This window comes from Mesoterricola silvestris (genome assembly GCF_030295405.1).
GTDB classification, from domain to species: Bacteria; Acidobacteriota; Holophagae; order Holophagales; family Holophagaceae; genus Mesoterricola; species Mesoterricola silvestris.
On record NZ_AP027080.1, the window covers coordinates 214,801 to 234,250 of the forward strand.

The following is a 19,450-nucleotide window of genomic DNA, read 5'->3' on the forward strand; positions in this document are numbered from 1 at the left end:
GTCCATGCCGGCCGAACGTGCGTCCCCGGAGGGCAGGATGACCCACCCCATCAAGACCGTAATCCTTGCCGGCGGGCTGGGCACGAGGCTTGCCGAGGAAACGACCGTCAAGCCCAAGCCCATGGTGGAGATTGGCGGCCAGCCAATTCTTTGGCACATCATGAACATCTATGCCAGCCATGGCTTCTCGGAATTCCTCGTGGCCCTGGGCTACAAGGGGGATCTCATCAAGCAGTACTTCCTGGAATTCCATGCCATGAACTCCAATATCTCCCTGGACCTGGCCAAGGGGGAGACCCACTTCCACGCGCCGACGGCCCCGCCCTGGAAGGTGCACCTGATCGATACGGGCGGCCAGACCATGACCGGCGGACGGATCCGCCGCATGAAGGCCCACCTGGGGGACGATCCCCTCTTCCTGGTCACCTACGGCGATGGCGTGGCCGATCTGGACCTGGGCCGCCTCCTGGCCTTCCACCGGAGCCACGGCCGGCTGGCCACCGTCACGGCGGTGAGGCCTCCGGCCCGGTTCGGGGAGATCCGGCTCAAGGATGGGCAGGTCATGGGTTTCGCGGAAAAGCCCCAGGTGGGGGAGGGCTGGATCAACGGCGGCTTCTTCGTGCTGGACCGCCGGGTCCTGGACTACATCGACGGCGACGACACCATCTGGGAGCGCGAACCCATGGAGCGGCTGGTGGCCGAAGGGCAGCTCATGGCCTTCTGCCACGAGGGGTTCTGGCACCCCATGGACACCTTGAGGGAGCGCAACGTGCTGGAGTCCCTGTGGAACTCCGGGAAGGCCCCCTGGAAGATCTGGGACTGAAGGAGCAGCCATGGCACGCATCACATCCGTCATCCGGGAGGACGCCCGGTGGATCCTGGAACGTTCGGGCCTGCCCCTGGACCGGCTCCGGGGCCGCACCCTCCTCCTCACCGGGGCCTGCGGGTTCCTGGGCGCCTACGTCCTGGATGTCCTGGCCTGCTGGAACCAGGACCAGGACACCCCCTGCCGGATCCTGGCCATGGACAACTTCCTGGTCGGCCTGCCGGAGCGCATCGAGCACCTGCGGGGCCGGGGGGACATCCGCTTCCTTTCCCACGACCTGACCCGGGCCTACGTTCCGGACGAACCCATCCACGCCATCTTCCACGCCGCCGGCGTCGCCAGCCCCACCTTCTACCGGCGCTTCCCCCTGGAAACCATCGACGTGAACGTCGGGGGCACCCGCCAGCTGCTGGAACTTTGCCGAACCCAGCCGGTGGAGTGGATGCTCCATCTGAGCACCAGCGAGATCTACGGGGACCCCACCCCGGACGCCATCCCGACCCGGGAGGACTACCGCGGCCTGGTGTCCTGCACGGGGCCCCGCGCCTGCTACGACGAGTCCAAGCGGCTCAGCGAGACCCTCTGCGCCCTCTACCGGGACCAGTACGGCGTTCCCATCAAGGTGGGCCGCCCCTTCAACGTCTATGGCCCCGGCCAGCGCATCGACGACCGGCGCATCGTGCCCGACCTCATGCAGGCGGCGGTGAAGGGCGAGCCCCTGGTGCTCCTCAGCGACGGCCGGGCGACGCGCTCCTTCTGCTACCTGCGGGACGCCACCTGGGCGATGCTCCTCATCGGCCTGGAAGGCGCCGCCGGCGAAGCGTACAACATGGGCAACGACCGGGACGAGGTCTCGATGCTGCAGGTGGCGGAGACCCTGAGGGAGGTGGCCGGCCTGGCGCCCCCGGTGCAGTACCGGGTGAGCGAGGACGCGCACTACCTGACGGACAATCCCCAGCGGCGCTGCCCCGACCTGGCCAAGCTCCGGGCCCTGGGGCCCTACGATCCCCAGGTTCAGTTGCGGGAGGGCCTGGACCGGACCTTCCGGTCCTACCGGGAGGACCAGCGATGAAGGTCACCGTCTTCGGATGCGGTTATGTGGGCCTGGTCACGGGCGTCTGCCTCGCCTCCCTGGGCCACGAGGTGGCCTGCGTGGACGTGGATGCCTCCCGGGTGGACCTCATCAATGCCGGGCAAACGCCCATCTACGAACCGGGCCTGGAGGCCCTGCTGCGGGAGAACCTCGCCCAGGGCCGGTTCCGGGCCACCCTGGACGCCCGGGCCGCCCTGCGGGGCAGCCGGATCTCCATGATCGCGGTGGGCACCCCGGACCGGGACGGGCGCATCGACCTTTCCTTCGTGGAGACCGTGGCCCGCACCATCGGCGCCCACCTGAAGGGGGATCCCGCCTACCACACCATCGTGGTCAAGAGCACCGTCGTGCCCGGCACGACCCTGGGCCTGGTGCGCGCCACCCTGGAGTCCGCCTCGGGCCGGGTGGCGGGGGAGGGTTTCGGGGTGGCCATGAACCCGGAGTTCCTGCGGGAGGGCTTCGCGGTCCAGGACTTCATGGAGCCGGACCGGGTGGTGCTGGGCCACTTGGGCGCCCAGGCGGGCGAGGACCTGGAGGCCCTCTACGCGGCCTTCCATTGCCCCAGGATCCACGTGACCCCCACCGAAGCCGAATTCGTGAAGTACGCGTCCAACGCCCTCCTCGCCACCTGCATATCCTTCGCCAACGAGATCTACACCCTGTGCGAGGGCACGCCCGGCGTGGACGGACGGCAGGTCCTGGAGATCCTCCACATGGACCGGCGGCTCACCCCCCAGCACGGCGGTGAGTCCGTGCGGCCGGGGATCCTGTCCTACCTCTTCGGGGGCGTGGGCTATGGGGGCAGCTGCCTGCCCAAGGATCTGAACGCCATCACGGCCATGGCCAGGGAGCGGGGTCTGCCGGCGCCCCTCCTGGAGCAGGTGGTGCGGGTCAACCGGGATCGGCCCGCCGCCATCGTCCAGCGCCTGGCGACGGAGCTGGGCGGCCTCCAGGGGCGGCTCGTCACGGTCCTGGGCCTCGCCTTCAAACCGGGGACGGACGACTGGCGCAACTCCCCCTCCCAGCCCCTGGTGGAGGCCCTGCTCGCCGGGGGTGCCCGGGTGCGCGCCTGGGACCCCCTGGCCGAGGCCGCGGCCGTGGCGGCCTGGGGAGGCCGGGTGGCGCTCCACCGGGACCCCCGCTCCGCCCTGGAGGGCGCCCACGCCGCCGTGCTGGCCACGGCCTGGCCGGAAATCCAGGAATGGCCCTGGGAGGAACTGGCCGCGGCCATGGCCTCCCCCGTGATCCTGGACGGGCGCAACGCCCTGAAGGATCGCGGGTGGCCCTCCCCCGTCCGATACGTACCGGTGGGCCGCGGTCCGGCCCTTCCTTCCCGGGAGTCCCATGTCCAACCCTGAATCCCTCCGGGCCCAGATCCTTGAACTGACGCGGCAATACGCAGAAATTGCCCACGCGCCGAAGCCCTTCGTGCCCGGCGAGAGCCGGGTCCATTACTCCGGCCGGGTCTTCGACCAGGCCGAGCTCCTCAACCTGGTGGGGTCCTCCCTGGATTTCTGGCTCACCGCGGGGCCATATGCCACCCGTTTCGAGGAGGCCATGCGCGGCTTCTTCGGAAGCCGGGGCTTCCTCCTGGTCAATTCCGGATCCAGCGCCAATCTCCTCATGGTTTCCGCCCTCTGCGCGGAGGCCGCGGACAAGGCCCGGGAATCGGGGCCCGGCCGCCTCCTGCCCGGGGACGAGATCATCACCCCCGCCGTCACCTTCCCCACCACCCTGACCCCCATCCTCCAGAACCGCCTGGTGCCGGTCTTCGTGGACTGCGAGGTGGACACCTGCAACATCGACCCCGGGCTCGTGGAGGACGCCATCGGCCCGCGCACCCGGGCCATCCTCGCGCCGCATACGGTGGGCAACCCCTGCGACCTGGCCGCCCTCACGGACATCGCCCGGCGCCGCAACCTCTGGCTCCTGGAGGACGGCTGCGACGCCCTGGGGGCCACCTTCGAGGGACGCCTGGTGGGCACCTTCGGCGCCATGAGCAGCCTCAGCTTCTACCCCGCCCACCACATCACCATGGGCGAGGGCGGGGGCGTCTGCGTGAACGCCCCCGAACTCAAGCGGACCCTCCTCTCCCTCCGGGACTGGGGACGGGACTGCTGGTGCGACCCCGGCGCCAACAACACCTGCGGCCGCCGCTTCGACTGGCACATGGGCGAACTGCCCTATGGCTACGACCACAAGTACATCTATTCCAACCTGGGCTACAACCTCAAGGCCACGGACCTCCAGGCCGCCATCGGCCTGGCCCAGTTCGACAAGATCCCCCGGTTCGTCGCCGCCCGGCGCCGCAACTTCCGGCTCCTCCTCCAGGGCCTGAAGCCCCTGGAGGACCGCCTCCTCCTGCCCCGGATCGACCCCCGCGCCGATCCGTCCCCCTTCGGCTTCCCCATCACCGTGCGCGAAGGCGTGGACCGGCGGGCCCTGGTGGGCCACCTGGAGGCGGCGAAGATCGAGACCCGCCTGGTCTTCGGGGGGAACATCCTGCGCCAACCGGGATTCCTGAACATCGACAAGCGGGTCGCGGGGAGCCTGGAGGGCTCCGACCGGATCATGCGGGACACCTTCTTCGTGGGGGTGTACCCGGGCCTGGGGGAGGCGCAGATCGAGTACATCCTCGGGGTCATCCATGGTTTCTTCGCCCGGAACTAGGCAAGGGAGGACGGCGTGAACGTCATGAAGATCGGCGGCAGGGAAATCGGTCCGGGCCATCCCCCGCTCGTGATCGCGGAGATCGGCATCAACCACGAGGGAGACCTGGCCAAGGCCATGCGGATGGTGGACGATGCCCAGGCCGCGGGCTGCGAGTGCGCGAAGTTCCAGTGCCACGTCGTGGAAGACGAGATGGTGCCCAACAAGGTGATCCCGGCCAACGCCAGGGAGAGCATCTGGGACATCATGGTCCGGTGCTCCCTTTCGGAGGAGGAGGAGTGGGCCCTGAAGGAGCACGTGGAAAAGCGCGGCCTCCTCTACCTCTCCACGCCCTTCTCGCGGGCCGCCGCCGTCCGCCTCGAACGCTTCGGCGTCCAGGCCTACAAGATCGGTTCGGGGGAATGCAACAACTACCCCCTGGTGCGCCACATCGCCGCCTACGGGAAACCGGTGATCCTCAGCACGGGCATGAACGACCTGGATTCCATCCAGGGATCCGTGGATCTCCTGAGGGCCGCGGGCGTGCCCTTCTGCCTGATGCATTGCACGTCCATGTACCCGACGCCCTACGCCAAGGTCCGCCTCGGCGCCCTCGGGGACCTGGCGCGGCGGTTCCCGGACGCGGTCCTGGGGCTCAGCGACCACTCCATGGGCATCTACACCTGCCTGGCCTCCGTGGCCCTGGGCGCCTCGGTCCTGGAGAAGCACTTCACCTCGGACAAGGCCTGGCCGGGACCGGACGTGCCCCTGTCCATCGATCCCGCGGAACTGGCCGAACTGGTCAAGGGTTCCCGGGCGGTCTTCGAGGCCCTGGGGGGGAGCAAGACGATCCTCCCGGAAGAGCAGCCCACCATCGATTTCGCGTACGCCTGCGTCGTCTCCCTGAGGGAGCTGGCCCCCGGCACCCGCCTGGGGCCGGAGGACATCTGGGTGAAGCGCCCGGGGACGGGCGAGATCCTGGCCGCGGAGTTCGAGGGGCTCCTGGGGCGGGAACTCAAGCGGGCCGTGCCCGCGGGCACGCAGCTGCGCTGGGAGGATCTCGCCTAGGCGGCGGGGATGCTTATGGAGCGCAGGAGGATCGCCGTCTTCACGGGCACGCGGGCCGAATATGGCCTGCTCTATCCCGTCCTGCGGGCCATCGACCGGGACCCGCGCCTGGACTACCGGCTCCTGGTGGGGGGCGCCCACCTTCAGGAAGCCTTCGGCGGCACGGTTTCGGAGATCCTGGCCGACGGCCTCCAGGTGCACGGGACCGTCGATCTGCCGCCGGTGCAGGACACCCTGGCCGGCTCCACCCGGGCCCTGGGCCTGACCATCGTGGGCCTGGGCGACCTGCTGGCCCGGGAGCGCCCGGACTTCGTCCTCGTGTACGGGGACCGCACGGAGAGCATGGCCGCCGTCCTGGCCGGAACCCAGATGAACCTTCCCACCGCCCACATCGAAGGCGGCGATTACACCGAGGGCGGGGCCCTGGACGATTCCCTGCGCCATGCCATGACCAAGCTGGCCCACGTCCACTTCGCCACCAACGCCCAGGCCCGGGACCGCATCCTGAAGCTCGGGGAGGAGCCCTGGCGGGTCTTCGACGTGGGACTGCCGGCCCTGGATCTCATCCGGGAGGGGCGCTTCGCCGCCCCCGAGGCGGTCCTGGCCGATCTGGGGCTCGATGCGGAACGGCCGGTGGCGCTCTTCTGCCAGCACTCCGTCGCCACGGAATTCGAGGCCGCCGTCCTCCAGGTGGAGCCGAGCCTGCGGGCCCTGGAGCGGCTCGCGGCCGAAGGGTGGCAGGTGATCATCACCTATCCGAACAACGACGCCGGCGGGAGGGCCATCATCGAGCGCCTGGCGGCGCTCCAGGACCTGCCCGGGATCACCCTCACCCGGAGCCTGGGCCGCCACCGTTTCCACGGCCTCCTCAACGTCATCGGCCGGCTGGGCCGCGGCTGCCTCGCGGGGAATTCCTCTGCGGGCCTCAAGGAGACGCCCATCTTCGGTTGTCCGGCCGTCAACATCGGATCCCGGCAGCAGGGGCGCATGCGGGCCGCGAACGTCCTGGACGTCCCCTACGAGGAGGAAGCCATCCTCCAGGCCATGCGCCGGTGCGTGGACGATGCGGAGTTCCGGGCCCTGTGCCGGACCTGCTTCAACCCCTACGGGGAAGGCCAGGCCGGTCCCCGGATCGCGGACGTCCTCGCCACCCTCCCCATGGGCCAGGCCCTGGTGAGAAAGAAAATGACCTTCTGACCCCCCGGCCGGGCTTCCCCCCGACGCCCGCACCCAGACGGAGAACGACCCATGACCCAAGAGAAAGTTCCCATCCCCGCCGTGGTCCGGAAGAGCCTGGAGCTCTTCCCTCCCGTCCGGGCCGGGAGGAAGGTGCGGGCCGTGGCCTACCCCGCGGGGAAGCTCACCCGCGCCATGGTGGACGAAGGGCTTTTCGGCGCCCTGGACCTGGTGGGCGTGGCCGACCGGGCACCCCAGGAATTCGGCGGCACCTACGGTGCCCTGCCCGTGGTCCCGGCGGAAGGAATCCCGGCCCTTGGGCCGGACGCGGTGTTGATCTGCTCCACCCGGTTTCATCTGAGCATCCATGCGGAACTCACCGCCCTGCTCGCCGGTTCGGGGATCGACGTGGTGGACCTCTGCCGGGACTTCCAGGTTCCCAGGTACCGGGATCTCGCCGGCCGGGCCGAACGCAAGGGGTTCGCCCTGGTGGACGAGGGCCCGGGCCTCCTCCGTCTGAGGGAACCCGGGAGCCCCGGCCGGTCCGTCCTGGCCCGGACCGAGCACTGGACCATCCTGGAGTGGACGTTCCGGCGCTTCGATGACTTCTTCCACGACATCCTGCCGGTCACCCTGCCTTCGGGGGAGCAGGTCCTGGACTTCTCCCGGCCCGGGTACCACACCTACCGCGCCTCGGGGGCCCGGCTCTTCACGCCTTCCGTCGTCCAGCCCGAGGGCCTTCTCTACCAATACCTGGACCTCGTCCACCCGGCGCCGGGGGAGGTGGTGCTGGACCTGGGCGCCTTCAACGGGGACTCGGCCTACCATTTCTCGAAGGCCGTGGGCGCAAACGGGCTCGTGGTGGCCGTGGAGGCGGATCCCGTCAATTTCCAGGCCCTGGAACGGAATGTCCGGGAACTGGGCCTCGCGAACGTCCGCATGATCCAGGCAGCCGTCTGGTCCACGGACGGCATGGCCAGCTTCCAGTGCGATGGCGCGATGAGCTCCGGCCTCACCGACGGCTTCGATTTCGACCTGGAGGGGGGGAGCACCGCCCCCGGGCAGTCCGCCTCCGTAAGGACGATCCGCCTGGAGACCCTCCTCCGGGAACACCAGCTCGACCGGGTGGATGTCGTGAAGATCGACACCGAGGGGGCCGAGCTCGCGATCCTGGTATCCAGCATGCCGACGCTTCGCCGGCTCCACCCGAGGATCATCCTCGAACCCCACGCCAATGATCATCCGGGATTGATCGGGGACATGCTCGGCGTCCTGGCCGAAGGCGGGTTCAAGGCGGAGTACCTCGAAACCGACAACCTGATCGTCGCCCGGTAGCCGCCATGACCCTTCCCCTCACCATCGCGCTGACGACGTACAACCGGGCCCCGTGGCTGGGCAAGGCCATCCAGGGGATCCTGGACCAGACCTTCGAGGATTTCGAACTGCTGATCCTGGACCGGGGCAGCACCGACGCCACGCCGGAGGTGATCCTGGGCTTCAAGGATCCCCGCATCCGCTACGTGCGGAACCCGCCCGGCACCTCCCGCGAGTTCAACGGGATGGCGACCAACGTCATCGGCCGGGGCGAGTACATCCTGATCGCCCACGACGACGATATCTTCCTTCCGGACCTGGCCCGGCGGCAGTTCGGGATGCTGGCCGCCCATCCGGGCATGACGGCGGTGGGCGCGAACATGCACCTCATGAACGAATCCGGGGAGGACGTGGGCACCACCCTGTACCCGGGGACGGAGGACCGCGTCTACGGCCCCGGGGAATACGTGCGGAACGTCCTGGAGGACCGGATCTGGATCCTGGTGAGCGGGCTCATGTACCGGCGGCGCCTGATCCCCGCCGCGGCCGTCCAGGAGCTCTACTACGGCGTGGTCCGGAAGCGCAAGAGCAAGGAGACCCGGGACGCCACCTCCGAGATGAACCTCCTCACGTACATGAACCGCAAGGCGCCCATCGGTTTCCTGGGGGAGCCCCTGATCCGGTACCGGCAGCACTCCGGACAGGATTCCCGCACCTATGACGTCTTCCGGCCGATCATCGACACCGTCATCGGCCTCAAGGGCGCGGCCCGGCACAACCGGTTGGGGCCGGAGACCCTGGGGATCCTGGAGGCCTTCCTCCAGCGCTACCGGCTCCAGGCCACCCTGGGCCAATGGCGGGACCGGAAACCCTCCCCGTCCACCCTGCGGAAGATCCGGAACGGGAAACCGAAGCTCGAGCAGCTCGCCGCGGATCTCCCCGCCCGCAATGCGCTCCTGCCGGCGGGGATCCTCATGTCCCAGCTGGGGCTCTCCCCGGATCCCGCCCTCTGGAGCCGCGGCGCGGAGGAAGCCGGCGCGTTGGGGAACGTCGCGACCCGGGCCCTGATGGCCTGGATGGTTTCGCGGCAGGCGGGGCGCAACCTCTTCGGACCGTACCCGGGCCTCCGGAGGATCGCCATCTTCGGAAGCGTGTTCGTCGCGTCCCTCCTCATCCTGGAGGCGAGGGAGCGGGGCCTCGACGTGGTGTGCTGCCTGGATTCGAACCCGTCCCGCCAGGGGAGCAGCCTCCTGGGGGTGCCGATCTTCCCGCTGGGATGGCTGGCGGAGAAGGGCCGGGGCGTTGATGGAATCGTCATCAGTTCCGAGAAGGATCACCTGAACCTCTTCCGGTCGATCCTCGCGGAGGCGGGCGGGGATGCCTCGAAGGTCGTGTCGTGGCTCGAAATGGTCCCCCGGATCGCCGGCGAAGCCCGGGCGGTGGGGAGCCCGGGATGATCCCCGTCCGGGCCTGCCTCATCTGCGGAACGCCTCACCTGGATCTCGCCGCGGCGAGAATCGCCCCGTTCATCGCGGAACGCTGCGGCCTGGGAGCTCCGTTGCCCCCGGTGCGGGCGGCCAGGTGCCCTTCCTGCGATTTCGTGTTCTTCGACCACCGTTTCGACGAGGAGGAGGCCCGGAAGCTCTATGCCGGGTACCGGGACGCGTCCTACAACCGCCAGCGGTTGCGCCACGAGCCGTACTATCACGTGCTGCGGGAACTGTTCGAGGAGGGACGCGAGGCGACCCGCAAGGCCCGGATCCAGGACCTGGCGAATCTCTTCGAGGGCATCTCCCGCCCCTTCCCGAAGGTCCTCGACTACGGGGGGGAACGGGACGGGTGGCTGGCCAAGGGCGTGTTTCCCCGGTCCAGCGTCACGTCCTACGATCTGTCCTTCGACGCCGCCCCCCCCGCACCCCGCAGCCAGGACCTGGTCCTCTGCAGCAACGTCCTGGAACACGTCTCCTTTCCCCTCGACCTGCTGGGGGCGCTGAAGGCCTGCGTCAAGCCCTCAGGCCTGATCTGCCTGGAGGTTCCCCTGGAGCACTGGCCCGGCCTGCGGGACTTCCATGCCCGCGGGGAGGCGCTCCTCCATGAACATGTGTCGTTCTACTCCCCGCGGTCCGTGTTCCGGCTCCTGGCGCGGGCCGGCCTGCGGCCCCTGGGACGGGGGATCCTCCGCGGGGGTACGCTGGGGATCCTGGCGCGGCCTTCGCGCCTCGGCAGGTGGCCCCGGCTCCTGGACCTGTTCGCGCCCCGGGTGCCCGAGCCCCTGCCCAGCCTTTCCGCCCCCGGGGTGGACCCGATGATCAACGGCACGGTGGTCAGGCGCGTCAATGCCCTGGTGGACCAGTGGAACGCGGAAGGGCGCACCCTGGTGGTGGCGCCGGCGGGACGGTTCTCCCGGGGCCTGCTGGAGCACACGCGCCTGGGGGAGGCGAATATCCTGGGGTTCTGCGACCGCGATCCCCGGGCCGCGGGAACCGCGCTGGGCGGCATCCCGGTGCGCCCCTACGGGGAACTCGAGGCCCTGGGGCCCGATTTCATCCTCGTCGCCTCCCCCGAGCACGAGCCTGCCCTGTGCCAGGCGCTGTCGGGGCAGGCGGACCAAGGCCGGCCGGTGCTGCCCCTCTCCAAGCTCATCTGGCCCTGACCCTGGGGGGCAGCAGGTCCACGAACCCCTGTTCGCCGGCCTTCGAGGTCCCGGACAGTTCCCCCTGGGCGCCGCAGTGGCCACAGGTCCGGTAGTAGGGCGCCCCCATCCAGGACCGGATGCTCCGCCGGAGCTCCGCCCGGGTTTCCGGGACGGCGAGGGTGACGTAGTCGGCGGGGTAATCGGCCACTTTGAGATTGTGGAAGGAATTGGCATAGTCGCAGGGATGGAGCTTGCCGTTCTTGATCTGGAGGTACCGCGGCGTGCAGGCCTGGGTGATTTCCGAAATGCGTTCCACGCTGAGGCCCTTGTCCTCCATCGTGGCCGGGATCATCCACTGGGGGATGGCGACCCCCACGGAGCAGAAGACGCCCGCGGACCGGACCCGCTCGACGTTCCGGTGGAACAGTTCCTTCTGCCTCGGTGTGATGGATTCCAGGTAGTTCGAGAAGGTGACGATGACCCGGGGATCCCGGAGCGAGCGCAATTGCTCGTCCCGGATCCTGCAGGTCCCGGAGGTCGGGATGGCGATCAGCCCGCAGTTCTCCTTGGCGAGGAGGGCCTCCACGATGGTGTTGATGTGGGGATGGAGGAAGGGCTCGCCCCCCATGACCGTGACGGAGCCGACGCTGTCCACCGCCCCGAAGAACAGGTCGATGTCCCGGAGGATCCCCTCCAGGGGAAAGTTGACGCGATCCTCCCGGGGATAGGCGTTCATGTATGAACTGCAATACTTGCACCCGAGGCTGCAGACCTGGTTGATGACCAGGGTGATGCTCTGCATGGAAAGCGGTCCATCCTCCGGTACGGTCCCCCCCAGGGCGCGGTGATTGAGGACATTGCTGATGCGCGGGCAGTAGATGAACCTGCAGGTCAGGCTGCGGATGCAGGCCGTGCCGTCAACGCCGCTCTTCAGGCTGACGGGGCATCCGGTGGCCATGTAGACCACATCCCCCAGCAGGTGGTCGTACCCGGCGGCCTCGATCCGACTGGCCAAGCCGCTCTGGATGATGAGGTTCCCGATGGCCAAAATGACCAGGGTCTCCCCGGGGACCTGGCCGCCCGTGAAGGGCTTGGAAACCTCGAAGTCCGGGAGATCGCAGATGTCGTCCGCGCGTTCGTCCCAGAACCGGGCCACGGCGATCCCGTGGCGCCGGAGCTGCCTTTCGATGGCCTTGCCCAGGAAACTCGCCCCCCAGATGATCACGTTCCCATAGGACCGGAGGTGCTGGATCAGGGGGCCCGGATCCACGGGGTCGCCCGAACGGGCCTTGGCATAGAAGTTCTGGATATCCATCATGGGTCATCGCCTTCCGGGGTGGATCATGCGTCCAACAGGTGGTCCTGGGCCGTTTCGAGGTTCTTGTGCTCGCCGATGTCCATCCAGTATTCCCGGATGGGGAAGCCCACCACGGGGCGCCCGGCGTCCAGGAGCCACTGGATGAGGTCGGTCATGTTGAAGCGTTCGCCCTTCTGGGGGATGAACGAATAGACCCGGGGTTCCAGGAGGTAGATGCCCGCGTTGACCATCAGGTTGATCTTCGGCTTCTCCCGGAGCCGGGTCAGGGCGGCGCCTTCGCAGTCCACGATGCCGAAGGGGACCTCGAATTCCTGCCGGGTGATGGCCACCGTCATGTCGGCCCCGTGCTCCTGGTGGAAATCCTGCATCTTCAATACATCGAGATGGGTGATGACGTCGGCGTTGATGACGATGAAGGGGTGTTCCGGCGGTTCCAGGAGGCCCAGGGCCCCGCCGGTGCCCAGGGGGAGCTCCTCGTTGACGTAGTTGATCTCCACGCCGAAGGCCCGCCCGTCGCCGAAGTGGTCCATGATCTTTTCGGGTTTGTAGTGGGTGGCCACGTTCATGCGGGAGATCCCGGCCCGCTTGAGCTGCTCGACGATCCACTCCATGGCCGGCCGGCCCGCCACGGAAAGCATGGGCTTGGGGGTATCGTCCGTGAGGGGGCGCAGCCGGGTGCCGAGGCCCCCCGCCATGATCACCGCCCGCAACTCCTGTTGCTTGGTGGGCAGCAGATCGTTCATGGTGACGATATCGGCCACCCGGCCCTGGGGATCCAGGAGCGGGATCTGCCGGATGTGCCTTTCCTGCATGATTTCCAGGAGATGCGCCGAATCGGTGCCCACGGGGGCCGTGACGGCCTTGGGATTGGGCATGCGGTTCTTGATGGGCAGCAGGTCCAGGGCGAGGGATTCCAGGCTGAGCCCCGCCAGCAGGCCCCGGCGCACATCCCCGTCGGTGATCACCGCGAGGAGGCACCCGTTTTCCTGGGTGAGCAGAGCAACGCCCAGCCGGCCGCTCCGGTCGATGCATTCGACCAGGGACCGGATGGTGCAATCGGCTGGCACTTCAAGGGTGGAGATGACGCTGAGGTTCATGGGCGCGCTCGTCTGGCGACATCGGACAGGTTGACAGGAAGCTTGAGGGGTATTTCCAGGGGTCGGGGGGCCCGGGCCTCAGGCGCCGCCCCGGAGCCCGATCATATTGGCCTGGATCTCCTCCCGGGGCAGGAAGGGGAACATGTCCTCCAGGGGGCGGCTCTCCATGGTGCCATCCGCCCGGCGGGCGGAACTGGCCTTGGGACTGATGGGCTGGTCCGGGGCCACGGGGACTTCGCAGAGGCGGGGCATGGGGCCCGCGAGGACGCGCTCGAGCTCGGCATCCAGGTCCGCGGCGGGATCGATCCGGTCGTAGGCGAGGCCATAGGCTCCCGCCAGAAGCCGGAAATCCGGGTTGGCCACCCCGCTGCCCGCTTCGGCGCCCACGAAATGGCCCCCGAAGTAGGTGTTCTGGGTGGCGCGGATGCTCGAATAGCCCTGGTTGTTCAGGACGAAGATGCACACGGGGAGCCGGTGGCTCCCCAGGGTGAGAAGCTCCTGGATGTTCCACTGGAAACTGCCATCCCCCGTCACCAGGACCACCCGGTGGCCGGGCCGGGCCACGGCGGCCCCCACGGCCAGGGGCAGGTCCCACCCCATGGCGCCCCAGTTCCCGTTCTGCAGGGCCCGCTGCCCGCGGGTGATGCGGAAGGACTGGATGTAGCTCACCACATCCATCCCGTTCCCGGTGACGACGGTGTCCTTCCCGTCCATATGGTCCGACAGGCGGTCCAGGAGCCGGTAGGTGTTCACGTGATCCGAGGGCGCCAGGTGCTCGGCTTCCAGGGTGGGGTAGCGGGCCTTCCATTGGGCGCAGGCCTCCAGCCACGGACGGGGAGGCTCATAGGCGTCCAGGGCCCGGCCCAGGGCCCGGAGGAAGTCCCCGGCATCGGCCTGGACGGCGAGGTCCGCGGCGATGGGCTGGTGGTGCAACTGGCCCGGATCGATGTCCACCAGGATCTTGCGGGAGCCCGGGCTGAAGCCCGCCACGTTGAAGCCGCTCTTGGCCACGCAGAGGCCGGAGCCGACGCTCAGGAGGAGATCGGCGTTCTGGAGGGTAAAATTGGCCCGCCTCTGGCCCAGTGGGCCAAAACAGCCCAGGTTCTGGGGATGGTCCTCCCAGAGGAGGTCCTTGGCCGTGTGGGTGGTGATGGCGGGAATGCGGGTGGCCGCGAGCAGGTCCAGCAGGGCGTCCCCGGCCCGGGCCCACCCCACGCCGTTGCCGGCCATGAGGACGGGGCGCCGGGAGGCCCGGATCCACGCGGCCGCGGTCCGCACGGCCTCCTCCAGGGCCGGGGCCGCTTCCGGGGCGGGGGCGAAGGGGGCCAGGGCGTCCTCGTCCACGAGGGCCCCCTGGACATCCAGGGGCAGATCGATGAGGACGGGCCCGGGCCGGCCCGAGGTGGCCAGGTACCAGGCCTTCTCCAGTTCGTACCGGATCCGGTCCGGTTCCCGCACCGTCACGGCGTACTTGGTGAGGTGTCCCGCCAGGCCCACCAGGTCCCCCTCCTGGGGGCCCTTCTGGCGCTGCAGCCCGTAGTCCGCCATGAGATCGCGCCTCACCTGCCCCGTGAAGACCAGCATGGGGACCGAGTCGACCCAGGCTCCCGCCGCGCCGCTGAGGGCGTTGAGGCCCCCCGGGCCCACCGTCACGAGGACGGCGCAGGGCCGGCGGTGGAGCTTGGCCCAGGCCTCGGCGGCCGCCGCGCAGGCCTGTTCGTGGTAGTTGCACCAGTACCGGAGCCCTTCCTGGCGGCCCACGGATTCCAGCAGGTGCATGATCCCGCCGCCGGAGACCAGGAAGATGTCCTCGATTCCCCGGGCCACCAGGAAGGCGGAAACGTAGTCGGAAACCTTGATCATGGGGTGCCCCTTCGGGAATGGGTATGCCAGGCGGCGGTTCGCAGGATGGCCTCGTCCAGGCCGGTCCACGGTTCCAGGCCCAGCTCCGTGCGGGCCCGGTCGATGGCGGGGACATAGCAGGAGGGGGCCCGGCCTTCCTCGGGGCGCCGGCCCACCGTGACCCCGAGGCCGGGGTGGAGAAGGTCCGCCACCCGCCGGGCCAGGTCCGCAATGGAAATGGGCTGGTCGCTCCCCACGTGCACGGGGCGGCAGGAAGGCCCCCGGAAATAGAGCGTCCAGAGCCAGGTGGCCAGGTCGGCCGCGTACAGGTAGGACCGGAGGGGCGTGCCGTCCTGGAGGATGCGGATGGGTTCGCCCCGGAGGGCGTCCCGGATGAAATTGCCGATGGCGAAATTGGCGTCCAGCTTCAGGCCGGGCCCCACGAACGCGAAACACCGGGCCAGGATGGCCTGGACGCCCTGTTCCCGGGCGAAGGCGGAGAACAGGAATTCCGTGGCGCGCTTGGCCTGGCCGTAGGCGGTCCCGGGATCCCCGGTGGCCGGGGCGAAGGGGCAGTCCTCGGGAAGGGGGCCGGAACCCTCGGGGGGCGGGCCGTACACCGCGCCCGAGCTCGTGAACAGGAGGCGCGCCGCGCCGCTGGCGGCCGCGAAATCCAGGACGCGGTTGGCCCCGTCGACCATGTGGCGGTACTGGACCAGGGGCGCCTCGGTGGCCACGGCCAGGTGGATCAGGCCGTGGAAGGCCCCCTCCGGCGGCCGGAAGGCTTCGAGGCTGCCGCCGTGCACCTGGATGGACGGCGAAGCCGCCAGGTGGGGATGGCGCTCGGCCCAGCCCCGGGGATCCCGGCAGAGAAGGACCAGCGTGCCCTTGAACCCGAGCCGCCGCTGGGCGTGGTGGAAGCTTTCCACCAGCCAGCTCCCGAAGAACCCGGTGGGTCCGGTGACAAAAATCCGTCCCCCCTGGAGGGAGGGCCACAGATCCTCGGTGCGGGCGAGGATGGGATCGAGGTCGGCTCCTGGCAAGGAATCGAAGGGGTTGACGCCCATGGGGCAGAACCTGGGTGGGGGGATTGGGGGGGGGGACAGGGTTTCCGGGCCGGCACGGATCCAGGCGGAACCCCCACCGAAGCAAGATGCCTGCCACATGCCCGGGGCCGGGTCATAACTGCTAACTGGACTGCTTCTTGCAGACGTATACTTCCAGGACAGCTGCGGAAGGAAACCATGACGCCCAGGCTCAGTGTGGTGATGCCGACCTTCAACCGGACCCGGTGGCTCGGGGAGGCCATGGACCGGATCCTGGAGCCCGGCCTGGACCTGGAACTGGTGGTCCTGGACAACGGCTCCTCGGACGGGACCTGGGCGTGCCTCCAGCGCCGGGCCGCGGAGGACCCCCGGGTCCGCCCCGTGCGCTGGGAATCCAACAACCCCGCGGAGGCCTATCCCGCCCTGCTGGAAATGGCCCGGGGGGAGTACGTGAACCTCTTCGCCGATGACGACTGGCCGCTCCCGGGGGGCCTGGCCCGGAAGATGGCCCTCCTGGACGCCCACCCGGAGACCGCCATGGTCTTCAGCACCGCCCGGTGCATGAACGAACGGGGCGAGGACCTGGGGGAGGCCGATTGGACCCGCATCGCCGACGAGGATTTCACCGGCCGGTCCGACCTCTTCGACCTCCTGTTCGCCCGGAACTACGTGCCGATGCCGGCCGCCCTGTTCCGGCGCGCCCTGGCGCCCGCGGCCATCCTGCGCGACCCCTTCTTCGGGCCTTCGCACGACTGGCCCTTCTGGCTGGACCTGGCCCGGCGCGCCCCCATCGCCTTCCTGCGGGAACCCACCGTGAGCCTCCGGCTTCACGGGAGCCAGGTCAGTTCGGTCATCGGCTTCGGCCAGGGGTTCTTCCTCGAAGTGAATTTCAATGTCTGGCGGCGCTGGATGCTGGAGACCTCGCCGCCCTTCGTGCCCTCCTCCGGCGCCTGGAAGGGGATGTGCCTGAACCTCGCCGGCCTGCTGAGGGCCACCCACGGCCAGGACCTGGAGAAGGTCCAGGCCGGGCTCCGCCGCCTCTATGCCCTCCGGGACGAACAGGAGGCGATGCTCGCCGGACGCCGCGACGAGGAGGAGGCCGGGTTCCCCGAGGCCTTCCTGCTGGGAACCCGGCGCGAGGACTGGCGGGGGATCGTCACGGCCTACGGGAACGCCTTCACCCCGGAGGACCCGGTCCTGCTCGCCATCCTCCCGGAACCGCAGGAGGATCCGGAAGCCCTGGCAGGGGCGGTGCGGGCCGCGGACGGCGGGCCGGCGGTGCGCGTCCTGGGGGCGGACCAGGTCCTGGGCGCCCTCCGGGCCTTTCCCCACATCCAGTGGGTGGACGCGGATTCCGGTTCCACCCTCCAGGGGGCCAAGGGCCGCCGTTTGGCCGAGGCCATGCGTCAGCTGGGAGGCCAGGCATGATCCCCAAGCTCCTGCACCTCATCTGGGTCGGCGACGAGACGCGGCGACCGGCCCGCTGCATCCAGTCCTGGATCGATCACCACCCCGGCTGGACGGTGCGCGTCTGGGGCAACCGGGACCTGGCGGAACGGGCCTGGTACAACGGGGACCACATGAAGGCGATGGCCGCGCGGGAATGGAACGGCGTGGCCGACATGATGCGCTGGGAGATCCTCTACGACCAGGGGGGGGTGCTCGTGGATGCCGACAGCTTCTGTGTCGGCACCCTTCCCGACTGGATGCTGGACTGCGAGGCCTTCGCCTGCTGGGAGAACGAGCTGGTGAGGCCTGGGCTGGTGGCGGCCGGCTACTTCGGGACGGTCCCGGGGAATCCCTTCGTGGCCCAGCTCATCGAAGGCATCCACCGGAAGTCCACGGTGGTTGACCGGATGGCCTGGGAGACCGTGGGGCCCCAGCACCTGACGGACACCTGGAAACAGGCGGGCTACGGCAACCTGACGGTCCTGCCCAGCCATTTCTTCATTCCGAGGCACTTCACCGGCGCGGAGTATTCCGGGGGGGGCCCCGTCTACGCGCGGCAGGAGTGGGGCAGCACCCTGGGGCGCTACGATCAGCTGGCCTCGGGGGCGCTGACCGAAGGCGTCAAGGCCCAGGCCTTCCTGTACGAACCGCGCTGGGAGGACCCCGAATGGGTGGAGGTGCTCCTGGGGTACCTGGAGGCCTTCGCGCCGGAGGACCCCGTCACCCTGGTGCTGGTCCTGGATCCCGCGGCGCCCGGCCAGGTGTCCCTGGCGGATGCCGAGGCCGCCGTGCTGGATCTCGTGGGGCGCACCGGCCGGACCCGGTTCCCGGACGTGGCCATCCTCGACCACCCGGAGGAGCTGGGGGACTTCCTCCGCCCCTTCCCCCTGGCATGCTGGGTGCCCCCCGGCCGGGGCGCGACCTCCGGCTTCCGCGGTCCCCTGGGGGTCCGTTTCGCGGAGGCCCGGACCCGTCTGGTCAGTCCGGACGTTTGAGGTTCACGCCCAGGCGGCGGGCGGTTGCGTACAGGGAGGGCCGGGCCATGCCCAGGACCTTGGCCGCCTGGGCAGCGCGGTAGCCGCAGGCGGCCAGGGTCTCCTCCAGGAGGGTCCGCTGGAAGGCCCGGGTGGCCTCGGTCCATCCACCGGAAGGGGGGGCGCCCGTTTCGGCGGGAACCAGGTGCCGGGGGCCCAGGGGTTCCCCTCCGGAATGGAGGAGGCCCTGTTCCAGGACGTGGAGGAACTGGCGCAGGTTGCCCGGCCAGCTTCGGCTGGCCAGGGCTTCGGTTAGGCCGCGCTCCAGGGCCGGTGCCGGCCGCCCCAGGTTCTGGGCCGCCCGGATGACCAGCCGCGGCACCAGGTAGGGGAATTCGTGGCGGCGCTGTTCCAGGGGAGGGACCCGGATGACGGTGCCCTGGAGCCGGAACAGCAGGTCCTCCCGGAAGGCTCCCGCGCGGGCCATGGGCTCCAGGGGGCGGTTGGTGGCGGCCGCGAACCGCACGTCGATGCGCGCGCCCCGGTCGCTGCCCACCCGCGGAACCTCGCGCTCCTGCAGGACGCGGAGCAGCATGCACTGGACCCGGGGCGTGAGGTCGCCCACCTCGTCCAGGAACAGGGTGCCGCCCTCCGCGGAGGCCACCGCGCCCCGGCGTTCCCGCACCGCGCCGGTGAAGGCCCCGCGGACGTGCCCGAACAGTTCCGATTCCAGGGTGCCCTCCGCGAGGGCGGCGCAGTTCACGGCCACCAGGGGCCCCGGGCGCCGGGAGCGGCGGTGCAGTTCCCGCACCACCAGCTCCTTTCCGCACCCCGTGGGCCCCCGGACCAGGACCGTCAGGCCCGAGGGGGCCACCAGGTCCAGTTCGCGCAGGAGGGCCCCCATGGGCTCGGACCCATCGGTCAGGAGCTCGGGTTCGGGGGGCGCGTTCCTCACCCCCCCAC

The 19,450-nt window shown here is 69.6% G+C and carries 16 protein-coding genes; 11 read left to right on the forward strand and 5 right to left on the reverse strand.

From position 1 onward, the window contains the following. Positions 1-49: 49 nt before the first annotated feature. From rfbF to R2J76_RS00975, 9 genes are read left to right on the forward strand one after another with little or no spacing between them, the layout of a single operon-like run. The gene (rfbF, locus tag R2J76_RS00935; protein ID WP_394366812.1) at positions 50-823 is read left to right on the forward strand and encodes a glucose-1-phosphate cytidylyltransferase; all 774 of its coding nucleotides are present in this window, start codon (positions 50-52) and stop codon (positions 821-823) included. Positions 824-833: 10 nt separating this feature from the next. After that, positions 834-1,898 (forward strand): NAD-dependent epimerase/dehydratase family protein, encoded by a 1,065-nt coding sequence (locus tag R2J76_RS00940; RefSeq protein WP_316413906.1) that lies wholly within the window; start codon positions 834-836, stop codon positions 1,896-1,898. Beyond that, the gene (locus R2J76_RS00945; protein ID WP_316413907.1) at positions 1,895-3,277 is read left to right on the forward strand and encodes a UDP-glucose dehydrogenase family protein; all 1,383 of its coding nucleotides are present in this window, start codon (positions 1,895-1,897) and stop codon (positions 3,275-3,277) included. Before R2J76_RS00940 ends, R2J76_RS00945 begins: the two co-directional genes overlap by 4 nt. Next, positions 3,264-4,589, forward strand: a complete 1,326-nt coding sequence (gene rfbH, locus R2J76_RS00950; RefSeq protein WP_316413908.1) for a lipopolysaccharide biosynthesis protein RfbH — start codon at positions 3,264-3,266, stop codon at positions 4,587-4,589. Before R2J76_RS00945 ends, rfbH begins: the two co-directional genes overlap by 14 nt. Positions 4,590-4,613: 24 nt before the next feature. Further along, positions 4,614-5,636, forward strand: a complete 1,023-nt coding sequence (locus tag R2J76_RS00955; protein WP_316415875.1) for an N-acetylneuraminate synthase family protein — start codon at positions 4,614-4,616, stop codon at positions 5,634-5,636. 15 nt (positions 5,637-5,651) lie between these two features. Then, positions 5,652-6,833 (forward strand): UDP-N-acetylglucosamine 2-epimerase, encoded by a 1,182-nt coding sequence (neuC, locus tag R2J76_RS00960; RefSeq protein ID WP_316413909.1) that lies wholly within the window; start codon positions 5,652-5,654, stop codon positions 6,831-6,833. 51 nt (positions 6,834-6,884) lie between these two features. Beyond that, positions 6,885-8,147 (forward strand): FkbM family methyltransferase, encoded by a 1,263-nt coding sequence (locus tag R2J76_RS00965; RefSeq protein WP_316413910.1) that lies wholly within the window; start codon positions 6,885-6,887, stop codon positions 8,145-8,147. Positions 8,148-8,152: 5 nt separating this feature from the next. Further along, a complete protein-coding gene (locus R2J76_RS00970) occupies positions 8,153-9,583 on the forward strand; it encodes a glycosyltransferase family 2 protein (RefSeq protein WP_316413911.1) in 1,431 nt (476 codons plus the stop codon). After that, positions 9,580-10,779, forward strand: coding sequence for a class I SAM-dependent methyltransferase (locus tag R2J76_RS00975; protein ID WP_316413912.1), 1,200 nt, complete (start codon positions 9,580-9,582; stop codon positions 10,777-10,779). The genes R2J76_RS00970 and R2J76_RS00975 overlap by 4 nt, the downstream gene beginning before the upstream one ends. On the opposite strand, the gene R2J76_RS00980 is transcribed toward R2J76_RS00975, so the two are convergent. The 4 genes from R2J76_RS00980 to R2J76_RS00995 form a co-directional block, all read right to left on the reverse strand. Beyond that, entirely contained in the window at positions 10,766-12,079 is a 1,314-nt protein-coding gene (locus R2J76_RS00980) for a radical SAM protein (protein ID WP_316413913.1), read from the reverse strand. The two genes, R2J76_RS00975 and R2J76_RS00980, sit on opposite strands and share 14 nt — an antisense overlap. A 23-nt stretch (positions 12,080-12,102) precedes the next feature. Beyond that, on the reverse strand, positions 12,103-13,176 hold the full coding sequence (locus R2J76_RS00985) for a nucleotidyltransferase family protein (RefSeq protein WP_316413914.1): 1,074 nt from the start codon (positions 13,174-13,176) through the stop codon (positions 12,103-12,105). Between the two features lie 78 nt (positions 13,177-13,254). Then, on the reverse strand, positions 13,255-15,039 hold the full coding sequence (locus R2J76_RS00990; RefSeq protein ID WP_316413915.1) for a thiamine pyrophosphate-binding protein: 1,785 nt from the start codon (positions 15,037-15,039) through the stop codon (positions 13,255-13,257). Further along, positions 15,036-16,085, reverse strand: a complete 1,050-nt coding sequence (locus R2J76_RS00995; RefSeq protein ID WP_316413916.1) for an NAD-dependent epimerase/dehydratase family protein — start codon at positions 16,083-16,085, stop codon at positions 15,036-15,038. The genes R2J76_RS00990 and R2J76_RS00995 overlap by 4 nt, the downstream gene beginning before the upstream one ends. A 177-nt stretch (positions 16,086-16,262) precedes the next feature. On the opposite strand from R2J76_RS00995, the gene R2J76_RS01000 reads away from it, so the two are divergent. Continuing rightward, entirely contained in the window at positions 16,263-17,492 is a 1,230-nt protein-coding gene (locus tag R2J76_RS01000) for a glycosyltransferase family 2 protein (protein ID WP_316413917.1), read from the forward strand. Continuing rightward, entirely contained in the window at positions 17,489-18,508 is a 1,020-nt protein-coding gene (locus R2J76_RS01005) for a glycosyltransferase family 32 protein (RefSeq protein ID WP_316413918.1), read from the forward strand. The genes R2J76_RS01000 and R2J76_RS01005 overlap by 4 nt, the downstream gene beginning before the upstream one ends. Here the strand turns inward: R2J76_RS01005 and R2J76_RS01010 are convergent. Next, the gene (locus tag R2J76_RS01010) at positions 18,492-19,442 is read right to left on the reverse strand and encodes a sigma 54-interacting transcriptional regulator (RefSeq protein WP_316413919.1); all 951 of its coding nucleotides are present in this window, start codon (positions 19,440-19,442) and stop codon (positions 18,492-18,494) included. The two genes, R2J76_RS01005 and R2J76_RS01010, sit on opposite strands and share 17 nt — an antisense overlap. Between the last annotated feature and the right edge of the window lie 8 nt (positions 19,443-19,450).